A 23,343-nucleotide genomic window follows, 5' to 3' on the forward strand; every position below is an offset into this window, starting at 1 on the left:
TTCTCTCGGTGGAAAATCGCCGGAGTAGTGCGATGCTGAATTTGGAAGCGATGACTGTAAATGCGGCGACGCGAAGTAGGGACACGATGCGTGATATCGCGATAGTCGGCATGGGATGCCGTTTCCCTGGCGCAAAGGACCTGAACGAATATCTGGGAATCCTGCTCGGTGGCGAACGCCGATTTCATTCGGTGCCCGCGACGCGCTGGGAGCACGAGAGTTTCCACGACCCGGCAGATCGCCGGGCCGCCAGGAAGGCCTACACCGACCAGGTCTCCTATCTGGCGGACATCGACGAATTCGACGCCGCGTATTTCCGGATGCCGCCGCGGCGGGTGCGGACGATGGACCCGCAGCAGCGGCTGCTGCTCGACGTGGCCCGCGAGGCCATCCAGGACGCGGGCTGGGAGCGCCGGCCGTTCGACCGCGAGAACACCGGCGTCTACTTCGCGATGAGCACCGCCGACTTCATGTACCTCACCCCCGACCCGATGGACATGGAGCCCTGGTCGATCCCCGGTGAGCAGCTCAACATGGCGGCCACCAACGTCAGCCAGTTCTACGACCTCGGCGGGCCCAGTTTCACGATGGACTCCTCCTGCTCCTCCGGGCTGGTCGCCCTGCACGAGGCGGTCGTCGCGCTGCGCGCCGGGGTGTGCACCGAGGCACTGGTCGGCGGGGCCTACGTCAACCTCATCCCGCACAGCCTGATCGGTTTCTCCAAGGTGGGCGCGGTGTCGCCGACCGGCGTGTGCAGGCCGTTCGACCACCGCGCCGACGGCTTCGTGCTCGGCGAAGGGGTGGGCGTGGTGGTCCTGCGGCCGCTGGAGGCGGCGGTCGCCGCCGGGGACCGTGTCTACGCGGTGATCCGCGGCGTCGGCTGCTCCAACGACGGCACCACCGACGGGCCGATGACGCCCCGGTCGAAGGGGCAGCGCCTGTCGCTGCGCCGCGCCTACGCCGACGCCGGCGTGGACCCCGGTTCCGTCGGGTTCATCGAGGCCCACGGCACGGCCACCATGGTCGGCGACCGGGTCGAGCTGGAGTCGCTGCAGCGGGTCCGGCAGGAGTCGGGGAAGGCGCCCGACCCCGCGTACGTGGGCTCGGTGAAGGCGCTGATCGGCCACTCCCTCACCGCCTCCGGCATGGCGTCGCTGATCAAGACGACGCTCGCGCTGCACCACTCGGTGATCCCCAAGCAGCCGGAGACGGTGCCGGGCCCGGAGGCCGACCCGGCCGCGGCGGCCCTGCGGATCCCGGACGACAACGTCCCCTGGCCGCGGACCGGCTCCGCCGTACGCCGGGCCGGCATCAACTCCTTCGCGTTCGGCGGTACCAATGTCCACGTCGTGCTGGAGGAGGCCCCCGAGGCCACCCCGCTCCCCGACGAGCCGCGTCCCCAGCTGTTCCTGTTCTCCGCCGGTTCGGTCGAGCTGCTCGCCGGCCACGTCGAGCAGATCCTGGAACGGCTCGACGCCGACCCCGAGCTGTCCGCGGCGTCCGTCGCCGCCACCCTCGCCCGGCGTGAGCTGCTCAAGGCCCGGCTGGCGGTCGTCGCGGCGGGCCGGGAGGAACTGGCCGAGCTGCTGAAGGCGGCCGGCGCGGCGCTGCGGGAGGGCAGGACCGGCTCCCTCGGCGACGGCGTGTACGCGGCCGCGTCGCCGGTCGACGCCAAGAAACGCTCGGTGGCCTTCCTGTTCCCCGGTCAGGGGAGTCAGCGGCCGCACCTCCTGGCCGACCTGTACGAACGCTACGACGGGTTCCGCGCGACGGCAGACGCCCTCGACGCGGTGGTCCGGAACGACTTCGGCATCGACGTCCTGGACAGCGTCTACGGCGCGGACGCCGCCACCGACGCGGGGCTGATGCGGATGAAGGGCACCGACGTCTGCCAGCCCCTGCTCGGGGTGCTCGGCCTCGCCGCCGCCCGGTTCGCCCGCTCCTGCGGGATCACGCCGTCGGTGACCCTCGGGCACAGCGTCGGGGAGTTCCCCGCGGCGGCCGCGGCCGGGGCGATGGACGAGGCGGAGGCGGTCCGCGTGATGGGCGGGCGCGGCGCCGTGATGCGGCGGGCCGAGAACGGCGAAGGCGGCGGGATGCTCGTCGTCCAGGCCGACGCCGCGGCGGTCGCCGAGCTGTCCGCCGGGATCGACGGGGTGTGGCCCGCCTGCTTCAACCACCCGCGGCAGACCGTCGTCGCCGGCGCGCCGGACAGCCTGGCCGTACTGGCGGAGAGGTGCGCGGCGGCGCGGGTCAGCGCCCAGCCGCTGGCCGTGTCGAACGCCTTCCACACCCCGCTGCTCGAAGCGGTCCGCGCCGACGTACGGCAGGACCTCGACCTCCGGCGGATCGCCGAACCCGCCGACGCCGCCTTCGTGTCGTGTGTCAGCGGGGCGCACACGTCGGACCCGGCGGCGCTGCGCGACCTGTGGGAGGGGCACGCCTCCTCCCCGGTCCGGTTCGCCGACGCCACGCTGGCCGCCTACGAACTGGGCGCCCGGATCTTCGTCCAGGTCAACGGGGGCCGGTCGCTGCTGGCGATGACCCGCCGCACCCTGGGCGACCAGGACGACTGCCACTTCGTCGCGCTGTCCGGCGACACTCCCGACGACGCCCGCTCCTTCCTGGCCGGGCTCGGCCAGCTCGCGGTCCTCGGCCTGCCGGTGACGCCCCCCGACGGCGATGACCTGCCGGTCGTGAGCCTGCCGCCGTCGCCGCTGCTGCGCAGGATCCACGCCCTTCCCCCCTTCCCGATGCCCGCCGCCAAGCAGGGGTCCGCCCCCGCGCCGGCCGTACGGCAGGACGCCGCGGCCGTGCCGGTCGCGGCGGGGTCACCACCACAACCGTCCACAGCGGAGGAGATTCACGTGAGCGAGATGGTCAGCCTTTTCCGTGAACAGGTCGCGCTGCTGCGTGCGGCCGGGGCCGGTGGGGCCCTGGCGACGGCGCCCGCGGCTCCGCCGGTCACGGTCGCCGAGATCGTGCCCCAGGCGCTGCCTGCCGCCGCTCCCCAGCCGGCCGCGGCCCCCCGGCCCTCCGCCGAGGCCGGCGCGGTCAGGACTCGGGTGCACGAGCAGATCGCCAGGATCGGCGCGTTCCCGATCGAGCAGCTCGCCGGCCGGACTCGGATGGTGGAGGAGCTCGGGTTCGACTCGCTGATGCTCACCGAGCTGCGCGTCTCGCTCCAGACGGTCTGGCCCGCGCTGGCCGGCGGCCTCCCGGGGCTGCCGAAGCGGCCGACGATCGACGAGTTCGTCGCCGCCGTGGCCGCGACGGCCGGGTTGCCCGTGGAGGCCCCCGCTCCCGTCCTGGTCCCCGAGGCCGCGGTCTCCGGGCAGCGGGTCGCGATGGAGACCGGCATCGAGGGCTGGTCCGACGTCGTGGAGCACCGGGAGTTCATGAAGGGGATCGGCCGCAACCCGTACTTCATCGACCACCAGGCCAACATCAAGTCGACGACCCTGGTGGACGGCCAGGAGCTGATCAGCTTCTCCAGCTACAACTACCTGGGCCTGTCCGGGCACCCGCGGGTCAACGAGGCGGTCCGGGTGGCCGTCGAACGGTACGGCACGTCGGTCTCGGCCAGCCGCTTCCTGTCCGGCAACCGCCCGATCCACACCGAGCTCGAAGCCGAGCTGGCCACGCTGCTCGGCACCGAGGACTCGGTGGTCATGGTCAGCGGCCACGCCACGAACGTCTCCGTCATCGGGCACATCGTCGGGCCCGGCGACCTCATCGTCCACGACGAGCTGTCGCACGACAGCATCCTGCAGGGCTGCCACCTGTCCGGTGCGACCCGCCGGCCCTTCGCGCACAACGACCCGGCCGCGCTGGAGGACGTGCTCAAACGCAACCGCCACCTGCACCGCAGGGCGCTCGTCGTCATCGAGGGCGTCTACAGCATGGACGGCGACATCGCCGACCTGCCGGCGATCCTGGACATCAAGGACAAGTACGGGGCGGTCCTGCTCATCGACGAGGCGCACAGCCTCGGCACGGTCGGCAAGTCGGGCGGTGGCGTCGGCGACTACTTCGGCATCGACCGCTCCCGGGTCGAGCTGTGGTCGGGCACCCTGTCCAAGGCCGGGGCGAGCTGCGGCGGCTACATCGCCGGCTCCCGTGACGTCGTCGACTACATGAAGTACACCGTCCCCGGTTTCGTCTACAGCGTGGGGATGACCCCGGCCAACGCCGCCGCCGCGCTCGCCGCCCTCCAGGTGATGCGGGACGAACCGGAGCGCCTGGAGCGCCTGCGCGCCAACTCCGAGCTGTTCCTCCGACTGGCCAAGGAGGCGGGCGTCGACACCGGCGTGAGCACCGACTCGCCGGTCATCCCCTGCATCGTCGGCGACAACCAGCAGTGTCTGACGCTGGCGAACCGGCTCTTCGACAGGGGAGTCAGCGCCAACCCCATCCTCTATCCCGCTGTCCCCGAGGAACTGGTCAGACTCCGGTTCTTCGTCACCTCCGAGCACACCTCGCACCAGATCGAACACACCGTCAGCGTCCTCGCCGAGGAACTGAAGAGGTTGTCGAGTTGATTACGCCGACCGTCCGCTCGAAACGAATGGATGAGACATTGGACTGGGCCACCGGAAAAATTGTGACTCCCACCGCTACCTACACCTCGATCGAGATCGAGGAACTGGCGCTCGGCATGGCCGCGATCCTGAGCGAGCGCTCGGTGACCGCGGGCAAACGAGTGATGATCAGCGCGGACAACTCCGCGGAGTACGTCGCCGCTCTTCTTGCCCTGATGCACCTGGACACGTCGATCGTGCTGGTGGATCACCGGGAGACGACCGCCGAACGACGACGGATGAGCACGATCTCCGACACCTGCCTGCTGATCACCGACAGCGTCGACCTCACCGGCTTCATCGGCGACGCGGACACCCTCGGCATCCACACCCTGGCCGAGGAGGCGCGGTCCCGTACGCCGGGCTCCGAGTTCCTCAGCCTCTCCGCGTGGCACGGTCGCGCCGACGCCTTGATCACCTGGTCCTCGGGCTCGACGGGCCTGGCCAAGGGCGTCGTGCGCTCGGGCCGGTCGTTCCTCAACGACCTGCAGCGCACCAGGGAGCGGATGGGCTACCGGCCCGAGGACGTGCTGCTGCCCCTGCTCCCGTTCTCCCACTTCTACGGCCTGACGCTGGCGATCCTGCAGTGGACCGTCGGCTGCTCCCTGGTGATCGCCCCGCGTGAACGTCTCGACCTGGCCGTACGGCTGGCCGCGGTCGCCGGCGTGACCGTCATCGACGCCACTCCCTCGACGTACCACAGCCTGCACAGCCTGGCCCAGCGTAGGCCCGGCACCGTGCGTGAGCTGAACGCGGTGCGGATGTTCTGCAGCGGCGGGGCGCCGCTGCCGGCGGCGCTGGCCGAGCGGTTCGAGCGCATGTTCGGCCTGCCCGTGCTCGACGGCTACGGCAGCAACGAGGCCGGCAACATCGCCCTGGCCAACCCCGCCAACCCGGTCGCCTGCGGCCGTCCGCTCACCGACGTGGACGTCCGCATCCTCGACCAGGACGGAACCCCGGTGGCTCCCGGCAAGGTCGGTGAGATCTTCGTGTCGTCGCCGAGCCTGATGGAGGGATATCTCGACGCCGACGGGACCATCCTGCCGATCGACACCGACCTGTACCCGACCGACGACCTCGGCTGCTGGACGCCGGACGGCAACCTCGTGGTGATGGGCCGCAAGTACGCCGTGCACCGGATGGGACACAACCTCTACCCCGAGGCCATCCAGCGCAAGGCCGAGTTCTGCGGCCGCCCGGTGCGGGTGGTGGCGGTCGACGACGACCGCCAGGGCTGCCAGCTCGTCTTCTTCGTGGAGGACGTGAACGAGGCGTCCGCGACGCACTGGCGCACCGCCATCTGCTCGCTGCTGCCGTCGTACGAGCACCCCAACAAGGTGGTCGTCCTGCCCCTGCTGCCGGTGAACGGTACCGGCAAGTCCGACATCAGGCGGCTTCGGCAGCTCGCCAAGGACGCCCTCTACCGGCCGGCCCGGCTGCGTCCGGACCACCCCGAACCGGGACCGGCGGTCAGCCCGTCGCCGGAGGACCTGGAGCGGGTGCCCTTCCCCGAGCGGATCGCCGGACTGCGCAGGCTGGCCGACTACCTGCACACCGACGCCGGTGCCGTCGTCGACATCCTCACCGAGATCTCCGACTACAAGTCGGTGGAGATGGAGGTCGAGGGGGCGCTGCACACGCTCGCCGGCGCGGTCGAGGAGGTCATCAGGAACGGGCCGCCGAAGAAGGACAGCCTGGCGGTCTTCATGTCCTCCAACGTGCTGCTCAACTCCTACGTGCTGTACCTGATGGTGCCCTCGCTGTACGTCGAGCACATCGTCGTCCGGCCCTCCACCCAGGTCGCGGAGCAGACCTGGCGGCTGCACGAGCTGCTGGCGCCGGTGCACGGCCTCCCGATCGAGATGACGTCGCTGAGCCAGCGCAAGTTCCGCGAGGGACCCGTCGCCGAGGCGGACGTCGTGGTCTTCACCGGTACCTACCAGAACGCGGAGATCATCCGCGCCGACCTGTCGCCCCACCAGATCTTCCTGCTCTTCGGCCAGGGCGCCAACCCGTTCATCGTGGCCCCCGGGGCCGACATCGACCTGGCCTCCGAGGACGCCATCCGGATCCGGATGCTCAACTCCGGCCAGGACTGCTTCGGCCCCGACGTCTTCTTCATCCACGAGCCCGACGCGCCCCGGTTCGTCGAGGCCCTCCTGAAGCGCCTGTCCGCGCTGACCTTCGGCGAGTACGACGACCCGGAGGCCGACTACGGGCCGATGTGCTACCCGAGCGCGGTCGTCGCCGCGGCCGAGTTCCTCCAGGACAACGACCGTCACATCATCTACGGCGGGCAGATCGACTTCCGCACCCGGCAGATCCAGCCCACCGTGCTGCTGCGCTCGATGAAGGGCGAGATGGCGCTCAGCGAACTGTTCTCCCCCGTCTTCAATCTCGTCACCTACACCGACCTGGCGCAGGTGTACGAGCGGCTCGCGACGGGCTACTACCAGGACAGGGCGATGGGCGCGATGGTGTACGGCGACGCTCCCGAGCTCGTCGAGCACCTCAGCAAGCGGCACATGGTGGCCGTCGACGAGACCCTGCTGGACATCGACGACGGCAACCAGGCGTTCGGCGGCTGCGGGATCATGGCCAACTACGTCAGCTTCCAGAAGAAGCGGGTCGCCAAGCCGCTGCTCATCTCCCAGGTCGTCGCCGAGTTCGTAGAGGACATGGCCGAGGCGAATGCGGGGAGCCGATGAACCCCACCGACACCGCGACCAAGACCGATGGCCGGTACCCCAGCGCGTGGCACGCGGCCGTCGACTTCTTCCAGGTGAGCGGTATCGAGACCGTCTTCGGACTGCCCGACGACGACCTCGTCCCGCTCAAGGCACTCGAACCCACTGACATCAACATGGTGCTCTGCCGTGACCAGCGCGCCGCGGCCTTCATGGCCGCGGGGCACGCGCTGCGGTCGGGCCGTACGGCGGTGTGCGTGATCGGCAAGGGGCCCGCGGTGGCCAACGTCGTGGGCGGTCTGGTCGAGGCGCGCTGCTCGGGCGCGCCGATGGTCGTGCTCGCCTCCGGGACCGCCGCCGGCGCCCGCGGCTCCGGGTCGTTCCAGGAGCTCGACCAGATGGCGATGATGTCGCCGGTGGTCAAGTGGGCGCACCGGGTCGATCACCCGGACCGTGTGGTGCCCGCCATCGAGCGTGCCTTCCTGGTCGCCGCCAACGGCGCGCCGGGACCGGTCTACCTGGAGTTCCCCGCCGACCTGATCGATCTGGAGGTGGTCCGCGACCGTCCCTGGCGGCCGGCGCGGGCGCACCGCCCCACGCCGGACGCCCCGTCGCTGGCGGCCTCGCTGGCCGCCCTGCGGACGAGCCGCCGACCGATGCTGGTGGTCGGCGGGGGGATGCGGCACCGCAACGAGGACGGCCAGGTGGAACAGCTCGCCGACCGGCTCGGTGCGGGGATCTTCGTCACCGCCACCGGTCGCGGCAGCGTCGACGAGGACCATCCGCTGTTCTGCGGGCTCTCCGGTCTGTACGCCCCGGAGGAGACGCACCCGCTGTGGGCCGAGACTGACCTGGTGGTGGCCCTCGGCAGCCGGCTGGAGGAGACGGCCACCTACGGCGGCGGCTTCGTCGGGCACGGCGTCCAGGTGGTGCAGGTGAACGTGGAGCCGGTCGAGGTGTCGGCCGAGTGGGGCGGGCCGGTGGTCGTCGGCGACGGCGCCGCGGCCGTGTCCGCCTGGCTCGACGGCCTCGGCGAGGAGTACGGCGGGGCCGACCCGGAGTGGACCGCCTCCGTGCGGGCCGCCCGCCGGGAAGCGGCCGAGCGCGTGGCCGCCGAGCGGCGGCGGGTCGCCGAACTGCCCGGCATCCACGTCGCCGACGTCCTGCGCGTCCTCGACGAGGTGCTCCCGCCCGAGCGGATCCTGGTGCAGGAGAACGGCCTCGCGGACATGTGGTCCTACTTCTATCCCTTCTGGAGCTGCGGCGCGGCGGCCGACTCGATCGTGCCGTCGGAGCAGACGAGTCTCGGTTTCGGCGCGGTGGCCGCGGCGGGCGTCAAGCTCGCCGCTCCGGACCACGCGGTGGCCGCGTTCGTCGGCGACGGCGCCTTCGGAAAGCTCGGCGCCGACCTCGACGTCCTGGTCGAGTCGGGGATCGGGGTGCTCTTCCTGGTGCTGGACAACGGTGGCTACGGCTGGCTGCAGGCCCAGCTCGACGCCCAGCGCGAAAAGGCGGGCGCGGGCCACTCCCGGTTCCGGTTCGCGGGCGACGTCGCGATGACGGACCCGGTGACGGGCGACACCCGTTTCGGACCGCACCACGCGGTCGTGGACGACAAGACGCGGCTGGAGAAGGAGCTCCGGCTGGCGGCGGAGGAATGTGCGGCAGGCCGCGTGGCGGTCGTCAGGATTCCGGTGCGGCTCGACGACGTGCCGGCCGATCTCACGGAGATGGAGGGACAGCACTCATGAGAACCTACGGGCAACGGCGGGTCGTCATCACGGGACAGGGCGTGGTCACGCCGGTCGGGCTGAGCGTCCAGAGCTTCTGGGAGGCCCTGCTCGCGGGCCGGAGCGGCGTGGGACCGATCACCTCCTTCGACACCAGCGAGCTGCCGGTCAAGATCGCCGGCGAGGTGACCGGGTTCGACCCCCTGGAGTACATGGCCAGGACGGTGAGCCGCCGGATCGACAAGTACGCCCAGTTCGCCGTCGCGGCGGCGATGCAGGCGATGGAGGACTCCAAGCTCGTCATCGACGACGCCAACACCCACCGGGTCGGCATCCTGATCGGCTCCGGCTACGGTCCCACCGCGCTGGTCCAGTCGGGCACGCTGACGCTGGACGGCAAGGGACACCGCGGCCTCGCGCCGTGGCTCTCCGCGGCCACCTCGATCGACTGCGCCGCGGGCGAGATCGCCCTGAAGCTCGGCGCGACCGGCCCCTCCGGCGCGGTGAGCACGGCGTGCGCGTCAGGCACCTCCGCGGTGGGCGAGGCGATGCGGATGATCCAGCGCGGTGACGTGGACGCGGTCATCGCCGGCGGCGCCGACAACTCCATCACCTCCTTCGACATCGGCTCGACCGCGATGTCCAGGGCGCTCTCCCGCCGCAACGACGACCCCCAGCGGGCCAGTCGTCCCTTCGACAAGGAGCGGGACGGGTTCGTGATGGCCGCCGGGGCGGGGGCCCTGGTGCTTGAGGACGCCCGCTCCGCCGAGCGCCGCGGCGCCCCGATCCTCGCCGAGGTCGTCGGGTACGGCGCGACCAGCGACGCCTACCACCCGACCGCGCCGCACCCGGAGGGGCTCGGCGCCCGCCGGGCCATGCAGCTCGCGCTGGACGACGCCAGCGTGGCCGCCTCCGACATCGACCACATCAACGCGCACGGCACCAGCACCGTGCTCAACGACCGGACCGAGGCCGCCGCCATCCGCAGGGTGTTCGGCGACCACGCTCCCAACATCCCGATCAGCGGCGTGAAGTCGATGACCGGGCACATGATCGGCGCGGCCGGCGCGGTGGAGCTCATCGCGACGGTGCAGGCACTGCTCACCGGATGGGTGCCGCCGACCATCAACTGCGACGACCCCGAGGACACCGGGCTGAACTTCGTTCCGCACCGGCCGCAGGAACACGACGTCAAGGTGGCGATGAGCAACTCGTTCGGCTTCGCCGGGCACAACGCCACCCTCGTCGTGCGGCGCTACGAGCCGTAACCGACCCACCAGATCAGACCGACCCACCAGATCAGACCGACCCACCAGATCAGACCGACCCACCAGATCAGACCGACCCATCCGATCAGCCGACCCATCCGATCAGACCAACCGATCGAACAACCCACTGGATCGAACACCCCGCACGACCGAACAACCCGCACGATCGCACGACCGAAGAACCCGAACAAAATCAACGAAAAACCACGAAACACCACGAAAGAGGAACACGACATGAGCAACGAGCGGATTCTCGCGGAGCTGGCCGAGATCGTCAACGAGGTCGTCGGACTGTCCGCCAACGAGGTGCAGCCCGACCGCCACCTGCGCGACGACCTGGACATCGACTCCCTCTCCATGGTCGAGATCATGGTCGCCATCGAGGAGAAGTTCGGCGTGGCGACCCCCGACGAGCTGGCTGCCGAGCTGGAGACCGTCGCCGCGGTCATCGCCCACATCGAGAGCAACAGCCCGGTAGGCGTGGCCTGAACCGGGTGAGTGGCGGGGACGGCCTACCTGTGGCCGTCCCCGCTCCCCGGTCCCCCCCATCACATCAAGGAGGTTGCGCACGTGAGCAGCACGGTTGACCACGAGAGGTCGGCGGCCCTGTTCCGGGAACTTGAGCCGGTCGTCGCCGAGAACATGAATCGCCACCTCGCGGTGGTGCGGGACTGGAATCCACATGACTACGTGCCGTGGAGCGAGGGCCGCAACTACAAGCTGCTCGGCGGCGCCGACTGGGAACCCGACGACTCCAAGATCGATCCGGCGGCCCGGGCCTCGTTGATCGTGAACTTGCTGACTGAGGACAATCTGCCCGCCTACCACCAGAATCTCGTCACCGCCCTCGGCACCGGCGGCGCCTGGGGCGAGTGGGTCTACCGCTGGACGGCCGAGGAGGCCAGGCACGCGATCACGTTGCGCGACTATCTGGTGGTGACCCGCGCCGTCGATCCGGTCGACCTGGAGCAGCGCCGCATGCAGTTCGTCGCGTCCGGTGGCGCCGGCGAGCCCACGGAGCTGTTGCCCAACGTGGTCTACACCGCCTTCCAGGAGCTGGCCACCCGCCTCTCGCACCGCAACACCGGCACGGCCACCGGCTGCGCCATCGGCGAGCAGCTCCTGGCCAGGATCGCCGCGGACGAGAACCTGCACATGCTCTTCTACCGGAATCTCGTCGCTTCGGCGCTGGAACTGGCGCCCGACGAGACGATGGAGGCGATCAGGGACGTCGTCATGAACTTCGAGATGCCCGGTGTGGGCCAGCCAGGCTTCCGGCGTTTCGCCGCGATGATCGCCAACGCGGGGATCTACGACCTGCGGCTGCACCACGACAAGGTCATCATGCCCATCCTGCGGCACTGGCGCATCTTTGAACGCGAGGACTTCTCCGGCAGAGGCGACCAGGCCCGCTCGGAACTCGCCGCCTTCCTGCACCGCCTCGACACCCTGGCCGGCCGCTTCACCGAACGCCGTGCCGAACGCAATGCCGCAGTGGCCGTGTAGCGCCCGGCGAGGCGCCGCCCTTACGGCGGCGCTTCGCTTCAGGCCGGACAGGCCCGCACGACGTCGTGCCGACGCCGGAACCGCCGCCCTGAGGGGCGGCGTTTCCTTTGCCGGTGTGCGGTGCCGCCGGGTGAGCGCACCGTTCAGCCCGTTCCGGGCGGTCGGTCTGCCGAGGTGCCGGGTGAGCGCGCCGCTCAGGCCGTCCGGTCTCGGTGGCGTGCGGTGGCGGCGAGCGCGCCGCTCGGGCCGTCCGGGGCCATGGGCCTGCCGGGGTGCCGGGTGAGTGCACCGTTCAGCCCGTCCGGGGCCGTCGGTCTGCCGAGGTGCCGGGTTAGTGCGCCGCTCGGCCGTCCGGGGGCCGTCGGTCCGGGGCCGTTGGTCTGCTGGGGTGCCGGGTGAGTGCACCGTTCAGCCCGTCCGGGGCCGTCGGTCTGCCGAGGTGCCGGGTTAGTGCGCCGCTCGGCCGTCCGGGGGCCGTCGGTCCGGGGCCGTTGGTCTGCTGGGGTGCCAGGTGAGAGTGCGCCGCTCGGGCCGTCCCGTGCGGCGCCGGTGAGCGCGCTGCTCAGGGCGGCGGGTGGTGTATCGGGCTGACGGCGAAAAGCGCCGCCCTGGTGGGCGGCGCTTCGCTTCGGCCGAGGTCGGTTCGGGATGCGGGTCGTGCCGGGCCGGCGGCGGGAGCACGGGCCAAGGTCAGCTCGCCTTGACGAGTGCCACCCGGCTGGAGACGTTCAGCTTCCGGTAGATGTTGGTCAGGTGGAGTTCGACGGTGCGCTGGGAGACGAACAGGATCTGTGCGATCTCCCGGTTCTTCCTGCCCTCGACCACCAGCTGGGCCACCCGCCGCTCGGCGGGGGTGAGGGCGGCCCATCCGGTCTGCGCGCGCCGCCGGGGCCGCGCGCCGTACCTCACCAGTTCGGCGAGGGCGTGGTCGGCGAGGGCGGTTCCGCCGCAGCGCTGGGCGAGGTCCAGGCCGCGGCGCAGCATGTCGCGGGCCTCGCTCTCCTGGTTGTCCTCCGCCAGCGCGGTGCCCAGATCGACGACCGCGCGGCCGAGATCCAGTGCGGCGGGCGACCTCTCCAGGACCTGTACGGCCTCGCGGAGCATCGTCAGCCGCTTGCCCGAATCGGTGGTGAGCAGGGCGAGCGCTCTGAGGCTGACGCCGAGGGACCGGCCGGCGAGCCAGCTGCGCGCGGCGATGACCTCCTCGCGCGCGAGCGCCCGTGCCCTGGGGCGTTCGCCGAGCCGGTCGAAGGCGAGTGCCGCGTCCGACCGCCAGGTGCTCACCGACGGGTTGGTCACCCCCCAGCGCGCCAGGCGCTCGCCGCACGCGAGCAGGTCCTCGATGCCGGCCCGGATGTCGCCGCACGCGATCCGCAGCCGGCCGCGGCTGTGCAGCAGGTGGTTGTGCCGCCAGGTGACGGGCAGTTCGTGGGGGAGCCCGGCCTGGCGGAGCATCTCGGCCGCCTCCTCGTGCTCGCCCCGTTCCAGCATGACGTCGACCAGCACGGCGAGATGGTGCAGCAGCACGGGTTCTGGGAGATCGTCCGCCACGGCCGCGGTGGCGGCCCATGCGGCTACCTCGGCCTGCGCGACGTCTCCCCGTCGTAACGCGACGTGCGACCGCAGCGCCGCCAACTCGGGAACCTGTACGGCGGGCAGGTGCTGCTCGGCGTCGAGCAGTTGCCGCTCCACCGCGTCGAGACGGTCGGCGTACACCATGGGCAGCAGGGCGAAACCGATCACCAGGGAGCCCGCGCCGGTCAGCCGCCCGGTCGCCAGGGCCGCCTCCGCCTCCCCGGCCGACCGCTCCAGGTTCTCGCCCTTCCAGGCCAGCCCGGTCGCCAGGGCCGCCCGCGTCCCGCTGTCGCATTCGATGTGCGTGGAGCCCCGGCTCGGCTGCTCCCACGCGAAACCCTCTGAGGACCCGCCGCGGAGCATGCTCAGCATCCGCCGGTACCCTCTCAGCCGTCGCCCCAGCCCCGGATCTCGCTCGTGGAGCAACCCGACGTGCTCGTCGAGCACGCCGATCGCGCCGTCGAGGTCGCCCAGCGCGGCGGTGGCGAGGGCGAGGTGCTGCCCGATGACGGCGTGCTCGGCGGAGGTCCTGACCCCGGTGCTGGCGTGCCGCAGATGCTTGATCGACGCCCGCGCGTCGTAGCCGCCGAGGGCGACGCCGAGTTGCAGGGTCAGTTTCGCGCGATGGGCGGGGGACAACGAGCCCTGGATGGCCCGTTGCAGGCAGGCGGTGGACTGTTCGAGGTCGCCCATCGACGCCAGCCGTACGGCCACGTCGCAGAGCAGGTCGGTGATCTCCGGGTCGGTGGTGGAACCGGCCGCGAGGAGGTGCCGGCCGAGGAGCGCGGCGTCGGCGTCCCGGGCGGCCAGCACCTTCGCGGCGGCCAGGTGGCGGGTGCTCCGTTCCGCGGTGCGCATGCACCGGTACAGGGTGGTCCGCACGATGGGATGGACGAACGCGACGGTTCCTCCGGCGCGCAGCAGCCCCAGTTCGGTGAGCGACTGGATGGTGTCGTCGCACGTCGACCCCTCGAACCCGCACAGCTCCCGCACGACGGAGGGCCGGGCGGTGCCGCCGAGGACGGCGAGGACCTTGGCGACGTCCAGCGCCTGGGCCGAGTGGCGGGCGAGCCTGTCGGAGATGTACCGCGCGATGCGCGGCGGGGCCAGACCGGCCAGCAGCCCGGTGGACTCGTCGTCCGCGGCGATGCCCTCGGCGTTGAGCAGCCGGGCCAGATCCCAGGTGAAACGCGGGTTCCCGCCGGTCAGCCGCAGGCACAGGGCCGCGAACTGAGGGCTGACCGGAGTCTCCCGGTTGGTCGCGAGGACCTGCTCGACGTCCTCCTGCCCGAACGGGTTCAGGTGGATCTCGGTGAGGTTGAGCGTGTTGCGCAGATCGTCGTACGGCTCGCGGGCGGCGGGCCGTTCGCCGGTGGACACGGAGGCCACCAGCAGGAGCGGGAGCCCGGACAGTCCGCGGGCCAGGTGGGCCAGCCAGCTCAGCGACGGCTCGTCGATCCGCTGCACGTCGTCCACCACGAGCACCAGCGGTCCTTCGGCGGTGAGGTGGTGGACCCGGGCGTCGAGTTCGGCGAACTGGTCGTCCAGTCCGGGGTCGGGGCCGAAGCCGAGTCCAAGGTCGGGGCCGGAGGAGAGGGTGGGGACGGCGGGCGGCACGCCGAGAAGTTCTCTCGCGCAGCCGAGGATCCGCTGCGGGCGCCGATGGCCCCCGGAGGTGTAGAGGACGCGGAGCTCACGCTGTCGCGCGGTCTCCACCACATAGTCGAGCAGGGCGGTCTTCCCCGCCCCCGCTCCGCCTTCTATGATCACTACGGCGGAGCGGTTCTCCGCGACACCGTCTATGAGCCCCTCAATGATCTCGGTTTCCCGGCTGCGGCCGAACAATGGATGGTTTTCGTGCACGTCATCCCCATCTCATCGGGTGAAATAGCTGCACCTGCCGTCAGTATCGTGATGAGCGGTAGCAGCTGACTCGAAGCGGGTTCAGCGTGACACGACGCGACCGGGCGGCCCTCCGGCAGCCGGATGGAGGGCCGTGACGCGGTCAGCGGCAGGATGCGCTCCCCCGGGACCGGCAGCCGGGTGCCGGGGCCGTGAGGTCACTCCCCGTTCCGGGGCCGGTCGCGGAGCCGGACCGGCCGCGGTGTCGGGGCCGTGAGGTCACTCCCCGTTCCGGGGCCGGTCGCGCAGCCGGGCCAGCCGGTTGCGGACGCCGTCGAAGTGGGCGCAGACCGCGGTGACGGCGGCCTCCCGATCTCCCGCCGCGACGGCGGTGTAGATGTCGCGGTGTCTGCGGGCCACGTCGGCGGCCGGCTCGTCCGGTGTGCCCAAACTGTCGCGCAGTTGGAAGTAGACGTCCCAGAACGCTCCCAGTAACTGGCTGACCAGGGGGTTCTCCAGCGGACGGTAGAGCAGGTCGTGGAAGAGCCGGTCGGTGTCCGGGGAGACCTCGCCCACCAGCGCCTCGGCCTCCATCCGGGTCAGGACCTCGGCGACGGGGGTCAGGTCGACCTCGTCCAGCTCGATCAGCCGCTGGACCAGGCCGCTCTCCAGGATCTCGCGGATCTCGATCAGGTAGCCGAGGTCGTTGCGGCCGTCCTGGAGGGTGATCCGGCTGTGGAAGGCCAACTCGTCGACGAGACCGGTCAGGGACATCGTGCCGACGAACATCCCGAAACCGTGGCGGATGTCCACGATGCCGACGGCCTGGAGGGCTTTGAGCGCCTCGCGGACCGAGTTGCGGCTGATCCCGAGGTCCTCCATCAGTTCCGTCTCGGTGGGCAGGGGGTCGCCTGCCACCAGCCTTCGTCGAAGGATCATCTCCTTGACGGCCTCCTGGGCCTCGACCGCACGGCTGAGCCGTCCGCGCAGCGGGCGTGGGGCAGTAGTCATCCGGTAATCCCATCGGATCGAGAAGGCAAAGACGAAACAATCCGGCAACATCCTGTTGACCTGGATCACAGTCTCCCTTTACCGTCCAACACTAACGCACAACATGGGACATGGGACGTCCTATGTTCAGAGGAGGCACAGTGAGCGCCCCGTCATCTCGGCCGGTCTTCAGCCGTCGCGACTTCCTGCGCTACAGCGGGGCGACCGGTGCGGCCGCGGTCATCGCGTCCACCCTCGCGGCCTGCTCGGGAGGCCCCGCCTCGACCGGCTCGGTCGGCGCCGGTACGGACAAGGACCTGATCACCGCCGTCATCGGATACGGAAACGACGGCAGCTGGGATCCCACGCAGACCGCCTCCGCCTTCGGGATGGCCGGCATCCAGCACATCTACGAGGGGCTGCTGGACACCGACCCGATCACCCGCGAGCCGTACCCGGCCCTGGCCACCGCGCTGCCCGCCGACGTCGAGGCCACCACCTGGAAGTTCACCCTCCGGGAGGGCGCCAAGTGGCACGACGGCAAGCCGGTGACGGCCGACGACGTGGTCTTCACGTTCCAGCGGGTGCTCGACCCCGAGGCGAACGTGCTGGTCGGCTCGTTCTTCAAGTCCTGGCTCAAGGAGGTCAAGAAGATCGACGACCGCAACGTCGAACTGGTCTTCAAGTTCCCCTTCCCCGACGCGGCCCCCCGGCTGTCGATCGCCAAGATCATGCCGAAGCACGTCTTCGAGGCCCCCGGCGCCTGGGACGCGGCCAAGGGCGGCAAGACCTGCGGCTCCGGGCCGTACAAGATGACCTCGCACCAGCCCAAGTCGAACACCACCTTCGAGGCGTTCGCCGACTACAACGGCCCCCGGCCGGCCACCGTGAAGAAGATGAACTGGCTGACCATCGTGGACGCCTCCGCCCGGGTCGCGAAGATCTCCGGCGGCGGGGCCGAGGCGCAGATCGCGGACAACGTCCCGTACGCCAACATCGACCAGCTCACCAAGTCGGGGCTGACCGTCGAGGGCGGCAAGGGCATGAACCACATGTTCCTGATGTTCAACACGGCCACCAAGCCCTTCGACGACGTCCGTGTACGGCAGGCGCTGCACTACGCCATCGACAAGCAGAAGATGATCGAGGTGGCGCTCAAGGGCCACGGCACGGCGTCCAGTTCCTTCCTCAACGAGGAGAACGCGGCCTACGCCAAGGCGTCCACGGTCTACGACTACGACCCGGACAAGGCCAAGGCGCTGCTGAAGGAGGCCGGGGTCGAGAACCTCACGGTCAACCTGATGTCGGTCAACGTGAGCTGGATCGTCGACTGCCTGCCCACCATCGCGGCCTCCTGGGAGGCGGTGGGCATCAAGACCACCCTGGAGCCGCAGGAGACCACGGCCGTGTTCACCAAGATGGACCAGTTCCAGGACTACCAGGTGGTCGCGGCGGCCTCGAACCCCAACCAGTTCGGGCTCGACGCCGACCTGATCATGCGTTACAACTACGTCGCCGAGGGCCTGTGGATGCAGTACAGCAAGTGGGACAAGAGCGCCGACGCCAAGGCCCTGTTCACGCTGATGGACAAGGCCACCGAGGAGCTGGACCCGAAGAAGAAGCTGCAGCTGACCCACGAGTACCTTGACGTGATCGCCGAGAAGGCGGTGCTCTACCCGGTGGTGCACACCGAGCTGATGACCGCCTGGGATCCGAAGAAGGTGTCCGGGCTCAAGGCCCAGGCGTACCCGGGGATCAACGTGCTGCAGGCCAAGCGCGTCTGACCATGGCCGTCATCGTCAGAATGCTGGTCCGCCGGCTGCTCATCCTCGTCCCGTTGCTGCTGGGCGTCATCCTGTTCGTGTTCATCGTCATGCGGTTCTCGAACAACAAGCCGGAGTACGCCTACTTCCAGGGCGCCAATCCGAGCCCGGCGCAGATCCACCAGTTCCAGCTGGAGAACGGCCTGCTGGATCCGCTGCCGGTGCGTTACCTGCGCTTCGTCGGCGACCTGTTCCAGGGGGACATGGGCACCAGCGTGCTCACCAAGGCGCCGGTGCTGGACTCGGTGCTCACCGCGCTGCCGCTGACCTTCCAGCTCACCCTGCTGGGGCTGGCGATCGGGATCGTCCTCGCGCTGCTCTTCGGCGTCACGGCGGCGATCTTCCGGGACCGCTGGCCCGACCAGCTGATCCGGGTGGTCTCGCTGGTCGGGGTGGCGGCCCCGTCGTTCTGGCTGGCCCTGCTGATGATTCAGTGGCTCGCGGTGGGGGAGGGGCTCTTCCCCACCGGCGGCTACATCAACCCGGCCGACTCCTTCCTCGGCTGGCTGCGGTCGATGACGCTCCCCGCGCTGTCGCTGTCCCTCCCGATCGCGGCCCAGCTCATCCGGATCATCCGCACGTCGATGGTCGAAGAACTGGACCGCGACTACGTGCGGACCGCGATCGGCAGCGGCCTGCCGCCGATCGTGGTGGTCGGGCGCAACGTGCTGCGCAACGCGCTGATCAACCCGCTCACGGTGCTGGGCCTGCGGGTCGGCTACCTGATCGGCGGCGCGGTGGTCATCGAGCAGATCTACTCCCTCCCCGGGATGGGCCAGCTCATGATCAACGCGGTCCGCGACGGCGACCCGGCCGTGGTCCAGGGCGTGGTGCTGACCATCGCCGTCGGTTTCATGGTCGTCAACCTGCTGGTCGACGTCCTCTATCTACTGATCAATCCCCGACTCAGGAGCGCCGCTTGATGAGAAGAGGACTGGCGGAGGCCCTCTCGCGGCCGGGCATCGACTTCAAGAGGCTCTCCTGGTCCTCCTGGGTCGCCCTCGCGGTGCTCGCGGTGGTCATCCTCGCCGCCGTGCTCGCCCCCTGGCTGGCGCCGCACTCGCCGTACTTCCAGGACGCGGCCGGCGGCGGCCCGTCCGCCGCGCACTGGATGGGCGCGGACAGCGCCAACCGCGACATCCTGAGTCGCCTGATGTACGGCGCGCGGTGGTCGCTGCTGATCGGCCTCGGCGCGACCGGGCTGGCCCTGGTCGCCGGGGCCGCGATCGGCGCGGTGGCCGCGACCTCGCGCAAGGCCGTCGACGAGACGATCATGCGCCTGCTCGACGTGATCATGGCCTTCCCCGGCATCGCGCTGGCCGCGGTGCTGGTGGCGGTCTTCGGCGGCAGCGTCCCGGTGCTGGTGATGGCCATCGCCTTCCTCTACATGCCCTCGGTCGCCCGGGTGGTGCGGGCCAACGTGCTGGCCCAGTACGGCGAGGACTACGTGGCGGCCGAACGGGTCATCGGCGCCCGCACCCCGCACATCCTGACCCGGCACGTGGCCGTCAACTGCGCCGCGCCGGTGCTGGTGTTCTGCACGGTGATGGTCGCCGACGCGATCGTCTTCGAGGCGTCCCTGTCGTTCATCGGCGCCGGGGTGCGCCCGCCCGACCCCTCCTGGGGCAGCGTCATCGCCGACGGCAGGAACATGGTGCTGCTCGGCGGCTGGTGGGCCACCGTGTTCCCCGGCCTGCTGATCCTGATCACCGTGCTGGCGCTGAACATCCTGTCCGAGGGCGTCTCCGACGCCTGGGCCGCGCCCGCCACCCGTACGGCGGGCAGCGGCGGCAAGGGCGACGCGTTCGAGCAGGCCCGGCCGGGTTCCGGCGAGACGACCGAGTTGCCCGGACTCGCCGAGGCCGCGCGCCGCCTGGCGGAACGCGCCCGCCCCCTCCCGGACGGCCCGCCGATCCTGCGGGTCACGAACCTGGCCATCGGCTTCGAGGGCAGGCACGACGGGGTGGACATCGTCGACGGCATCTCCTTCGACATCCGGCCGGGCGAGGTGCTCGGGCTGGTCGGCGAGTCCGGCTGCGGCAAGTCGCTCACCGCGCTGGCCGTGATGGGCCTGCAACCACGCGAGGCGAGGATCCGCGGCGAGATCCACTTCGACGGTCAGGACCTGCTGAGCCTGTCCCGCAAGGCGCGGCGGCGGCTGCTCGGCCACGACATGGCGATGATCTACCAGGACGCGCTCTCCTCGCTGAACCCCGCGATGACCATCAGAGCCCAGCTCAAACAGGTCGTCAGGCGCGGCGGCAAACGCAGCGCGACCGAACTCCTCGAACTGGTCGGCCTCGACCCGCCGCGCACCCTGTCCTCCTACCCGCACGAACTGTCGGGCGGCCAGCGTCAGCGCGTGCTGATCGCGATGGCCCTGTCGCGCAACCCCAAGCTGATCGTCGCCGACGAGCCCACCACCGCCCTGGACGTCACCGTGCAGGCCCAGGTGATCGAACTGCTGCTGCGGCTGCGCGAGGAACTCGGCTTCGCGCTCATCCTGGTCTCCCACGACCTCGCGCTGGTCTCCGACGTCACCGACAGGGTCGTGGTGATGTACGGCGGGCAGATCGTCGAGACCGGCGTCACCTGGGAACTCGTCGGCGCCCCCGCCCACCACTACGCCCGTGGACTACTCGGCTCGGTGTTGTCGCTGGAGTCCGGCGCCGCCCGGCTCACCCAGATCCGCGGCGTGGTCCCCTCACCCGCCGACTTCCCGGCCGGTTGCCGCTTCGCCGACCGCTGCCCGATGGCCACCGACGTGTGCCGCGCCGAGACCCCGGCCCTGACCGGGGACGCGCACCGGCACTCCGTGGCCTGCCATCATCCGGCGAAGATCGAGGTGCCCGCATGAGCCTGCTGGAACTGGACGGCGTGCATGTCGTGCACCGGGCCCGGTCGGGCGGCCTGTTCACCCGGGACCGGGTGCACGCCCTCACCGCCGCCGATCTGACGCTCTCGGCGGGCGAGACGGCCGGAGTGGTGGGCGAGTCGGGGTGCGGGAAGTCCACGCTGGCGAAGGTACTGGTCGGGTTGCAGCGGCCGACCTCCGGCACGGTGTCCTTCAAGGGCGAGGACCTGTGGTCGATGAAGGAGAGCAGGCGCAGGGCGGTCATCGGGTCCAGCGTCGGGATGATCTTCCAGGATCCGTCCACGGCGCTGAACCGGCGGCTGTCCGTCGGGCAGGTCCTGCGTGACCCGCTCAACGTGCACCGCCGCGGCACCCCGGGGCAACGCGACGAACGGGTGCGGGAACTGCTCGACCTGGTCGGCCTGCCGCGGAGCGCCGCCGGCCGGCTGCCCGGCCAGCTCTCCGGCGGCCAGCGGCAGCGGGTGGCCATCGCCCGCGCGCTCGCCCTCGAACCCGAGCTGCTGATCGCGGACGAGCCGACCAGCGCGCTGGACGTGTCGGTCCGCGCCCAGATCCTCAACCTGCTGCTGGACCTCAAGGACCGGCTCGGCCTCGCCCTCGTCTTCGTCTCGCACGACATCCAGACGGTACGGCGGATGAGCGACCGGGTGATCACCATGTACCTGGGCCGGATCGTCGAGGACACTCCGGCGCACGCCGTGCCGATGAACGCCCGTCACCCCTACACCCGGGCGCTGTTCTCCGCCACGCCCGGCCTCATCTCACCGATCACCCCCATTCCGCTGGTGGGATCCGTGCCGTCGGCGACCCGCCCGCCCAGCGGCTGCCCGTTCCGCACCCGGTGCTGGAAGGCTGACGACGCGTGCGCGGCGAGCATGCCCGCCGTACAGAACACCACCGGCCATCTCTTCCGTTGCCACCACCCGGTCCCCGCGGGGGCCACCGACCTCGAACTGATCAGCCAAGTACAGGAGCGTCCTTGACATCCTCTCCCCCGTGAACGAGGGGATTCCCACAGTCGCCCGCAGGGTTTCCTGCCCCGCCTCAAGGCAGGGGTATCCACGCTCAAGGAGAAACGATGAATTCCGCCGCCGCACTGACCGGCGTGATCCCCCCGGTGTGCACCCCGCTGACGCCTGATCACGAGGTGGACACCGGCTCGCTCATCCGGCTGGTGGACCACCTTCTGGACGGCGGGGTGGACGGGTTGTTCGTGCTCGGCTCCACCTCGGAGGTGGCGTTCCTGACCGACGCGAAGCGTGCCGTCGTGCTGGACACCGTGCTCGGGCACGTGGCGGGGCAGGTTCCGGTGCTGGCCGGGGCGATCGACATGACCACGCCCCGGGTGCTGGACCACGTGGCGGTGGCGGTCCGGGCGGGGGTGCAGGGCATCGTGGCGACCGCGCCGTTCTACACCCGCACCCATCCGGCGGAGATCGCCGTGCACTTCCGGATGATCGCCGACCGGGCCGGGCTGCCGCTGTACGCCTACGACCTGCCCGTGGCCGTGCACAACAAGCTCAGCGCCGAACTGGTGCTCGGCCTGGCCGCCGAGGGCGTGCTCGCCGGGGTCAAGGACTCCAGCGGCGACGACGGCGCGCTGCGCGAGGTGATCCTCGGGCGGCGCGGCTCCTTCAGCGTGCTGACCGGGTCGGAGCTGACGGTCGACTCCGCGCTGTGGATGGGGGCCGACGGCGTGGTCCCCGGCCTGGGCAACGTCGACCCGCACGGTTACACGCGGCTGTTCCGCGCCGCTTCCCAGGGTGACTGGGAGGCCGCGCGGCTGGAGCAGGAACGACTGTTCCAGCTGTTCGAGCTGGTGCACGTCGGCGGCGGCCGGATGGGCGGCTCCTCCTCCGCCCTGGGCGCCTTCAAGGCCGCGCTGTACCTGCGCGGGATCATCGACCACCCGACCACCGCGCTCCCGCAGATCCCGCTGGACGAGTCCGAGATCGCCCGGGTCGGCAAGCATCTGGCCGCCGCCGGCCTGCTGTGACGGGGCGCACCGGCCGGTGATACCACTGACGCGGACCTGCTGGGGAGGCCGGTCCGCGTCAGTCGTCGATGGTCACGCCCGGACGTAGATGACCCCGTTCTCGATGATGACCTGGTGAACCCGGACCGGCCGCCTGGCCGGGAGGCCGGTGGGGATTCCGGTGCGCAGGTCGAAGCAGGAGGAGTGCAGCGGGCACTCGATCGTGCGGCCCTCCAGCCAGCCGTCGGCGAGGGAGGCGTCCTGGTGGGTGCAGGTGTCGTCGATGGCGAAGATCTCGCCCTCGACGTTGAAGAGGGCGATCGGCACCTCGCCCTCCATCCGATGGGACTCTCCGGGACGTAGCTCGTCGAGCCGGCAGACCTCGGTGAATCCGAGGGGCGCAAGCGCGGCAATCTCCATGGAACGCACCTCCGCAGTAAGTTGCCTATAACGCAACTTGAACTCCTATACGCAACAAAATGCGCTTATCGC

General features: G+C 70.6%; 14 protein-coding genes. 11 read left to right on the top strand and 3 right to left on the bottom strand.

Going from position 1 to position 23,343, the window contains the following annotated elements:
* Positions 1–86 precede the first annotated feature (86 nt).
* The 6 genes from MBA17_RS11275 to MBA17_RS11300 all read left to right on the top strand — a co-directional run bounded on the left by MBA17_RS11275 (position 87) and on the right by MBA17_RS11300 (position 11,771).
* Entirely contained in the window at positions 87–4,541 is a 4,455-nt protein-coding gene (locus MBA17_RS11275; RefSeq protein ID WP_238496313.1) for a type I polyketide synthase, read from the top strand.
* Between the two features lie 62 nt (positions 4,542–4,603).
* A complete protein-coding gene (locus tag MBA17_RS11280) occupies positions 4,604–7,288 on the top strand; it encodes an aldehyde dehydrogenase family protein (protein ID WP_238496314.1) in 2,685 nt (894 codons plus the stop codon).
* The gene (locus MBA17_RS11285) at positions 7,285–9,018 is read left to right on the top strand and encodes a thiamine pyrophosphate-binding protein (protein ID WP_238496315.1); all 1,734 of its coding nucleotides are present in this window, start codon (positions 7,285–7,287) and stop codon (positions 9,016–9,018) included. Before MBA17_RS11280 ends, MBA17_RS11285 begins: the two co-directional genes overlap by 4 nt.
* Positions 9,015–10,265 carry a beta-ketoacyl-ACP synthase II gene (fabF, locus tag MBA17_RS11290; protein WP_238496316.1) on the top strand — a complete coding sequence of 417 codons (1,251 nt, stop codon included), beginning with the start codon at positions 9,015–9,017 and terminating at the stop codon, positions 10,263–10,265. The genes MBA17_RS11285 and fabF overlap by 4 nt, the downstream gene beginning before the upstream one ends.
* Before the next feature lie 234 nt (positions 10,266–10,499).
* On the top strand, positions 10,500–10,754 hold the full coding sequence (locus MBA17_RS11295) for an acyl carrier protein (protein ID WP_238496318.1): 255 nt from the start codon (positions 10,500–10,502) through the stop codon (positions 10,752–10,754).
* Between the two features lie 81 nt (positions 10,755–10,835).
* Positions 10,836–11,771 carry an acyl-ACP desaturase gene (locus MBA17_RS11300; RefSeq protein WP_238496319.1) on the top strand — a complete coding sequence of 312 codons (936 nt, stop codon included), beginning with the start codon at positions 10,836–10,838 and terminating at the stop codon, positions 11,769–11,771.
* A gap of 690 nt (positions 11,772–12,461) precedes the next feature.
* Here the strand turns inward: MBA17_RS11300 and MBA17_RS11305 are convergent.
* On the bottom strand, positions 12,462–15,209 hold the full coding sequence (locus MBA17_RS11305; protein WP_238496320.1) for an ATP-binding protein: 2,748 nt from the start codon (positions 15,207–15,209) through the stop codon (positions 12,462–12,464).
* 258 nt (positions 15,210–15,467) lie between these two features.
* Positions 15,468–16,199 carry a FadR/GntR family transcriptional regulator gene (locus MBA17_RS11310; protein WP_238496322.1) on the bottom strand — a complete coding sequence of 244 codons (732 nt, stop codon included), beginning with the start codon at positions 16,197–16,199 and terminating at the stop codon, positions 15,468–15,470.
* 140 nt (positions 16,200–16,339) lie between these two features.
* On the opposite strand from MBA17_RS11310, the gene MBA17_RS11315 reads away from it, so the two are divergent.
* From MBA17_RS11315 to MBA17_RS11335, 5 genes are all read left to right on the top strand, one after another.
* Complete coding sequence (locus MBA17_RS11315; RefSeq protein ID WP_238496324.1) at positions 16,340–17,962, top strand: ABC transporter substrate-binding protein; 1,623 nt, start codon at positions 16,340–16,342, stop codon at positions 17,960–17,962.
* 2 nt (positions 17,963–17,964) lie between these two features.
* A complete protein-coding gene (locus tag MBA17_RS11320) occupies positions 17,965–18,924 on the top strand; it encodes an ABC transporter permease (RefSeq protein ID WP_238496325.1) in 960 nt (319 codons plus the stop codon).
* Entirely contained in the window at positions 18,924–20,858 is a 1,935-nt protein-coding gene (locus MBA17_RS11325) for a dipeptide/oligopeptide/nickel ABC transporter permease/ATP-binding protein (RefSeq protein ID WP_238496326.1), read from the top strand. Before MBA17_RS11320 ends, MBA17_RS11325 begins: the two co-directional genes overlap by 1 nt.
* On the top strand, positions 20,855–21,859 hold the full coding sequence (locus tag MBA17_RS11330) for an oligopeptide/dipeptide ABC transporter ATP-binding protein (protein ID WP_238496327.1): 1,005 nt from the start codon (positions 20,855–20,857) through the stop codon (positions 21,857–21,859). Before MBA17_RS11325 ends, MBA17_RS11330 begins: the two co-directional genes overlap by 4 nt.
* Positions 21,860–21,954: 95 nt before the next feature.
* The gene (locus MBA17_RS11335) at positions 21,955–22,872 is read left to right on the top strand and encodes a dihydrodipicolinate synthase family protein (protein WP_238496328.1); all 918 of its coding nucleotides are present in this window, start codon (positions 21,955–21,957) and stop codon (positions 22,870–22,872) included.
* 72 nt (positions 22,873–22,944) lie between these two features.
* Here the strand turns inward: MBA17_RS11335 and MBA17_RS11340 are convergent, their stop codons facing one another.
* Positions 22,945–23,271 carry a bifunctional 3-phenylpropionate/cinnamic acid dioxygenase ferredoxin subunit gene (locus tag MBA17_RS11340; protein ID WP_238496329.1) on the bottom strand — a complete coding sequence of 109 codons (327 nt, stop codon included), beginning with the start codon at positions 23,269–23,271 and terminating at the stop codon, positions 22,945–22,947.
* Positions 23,272–23,343 lie beyond the last annotated feature (72 nt).

Origin of the sequence: Dolomitihabitans soli (genome assembly GCF_022213955.1) — a bacterium.
Lineage (GTDB): Bacteria > Actinomycetota > Actinomycetes > Streptosporangiales > Streptosporangiaceae > Streptosporangium_A > Streptosporangium_A soli.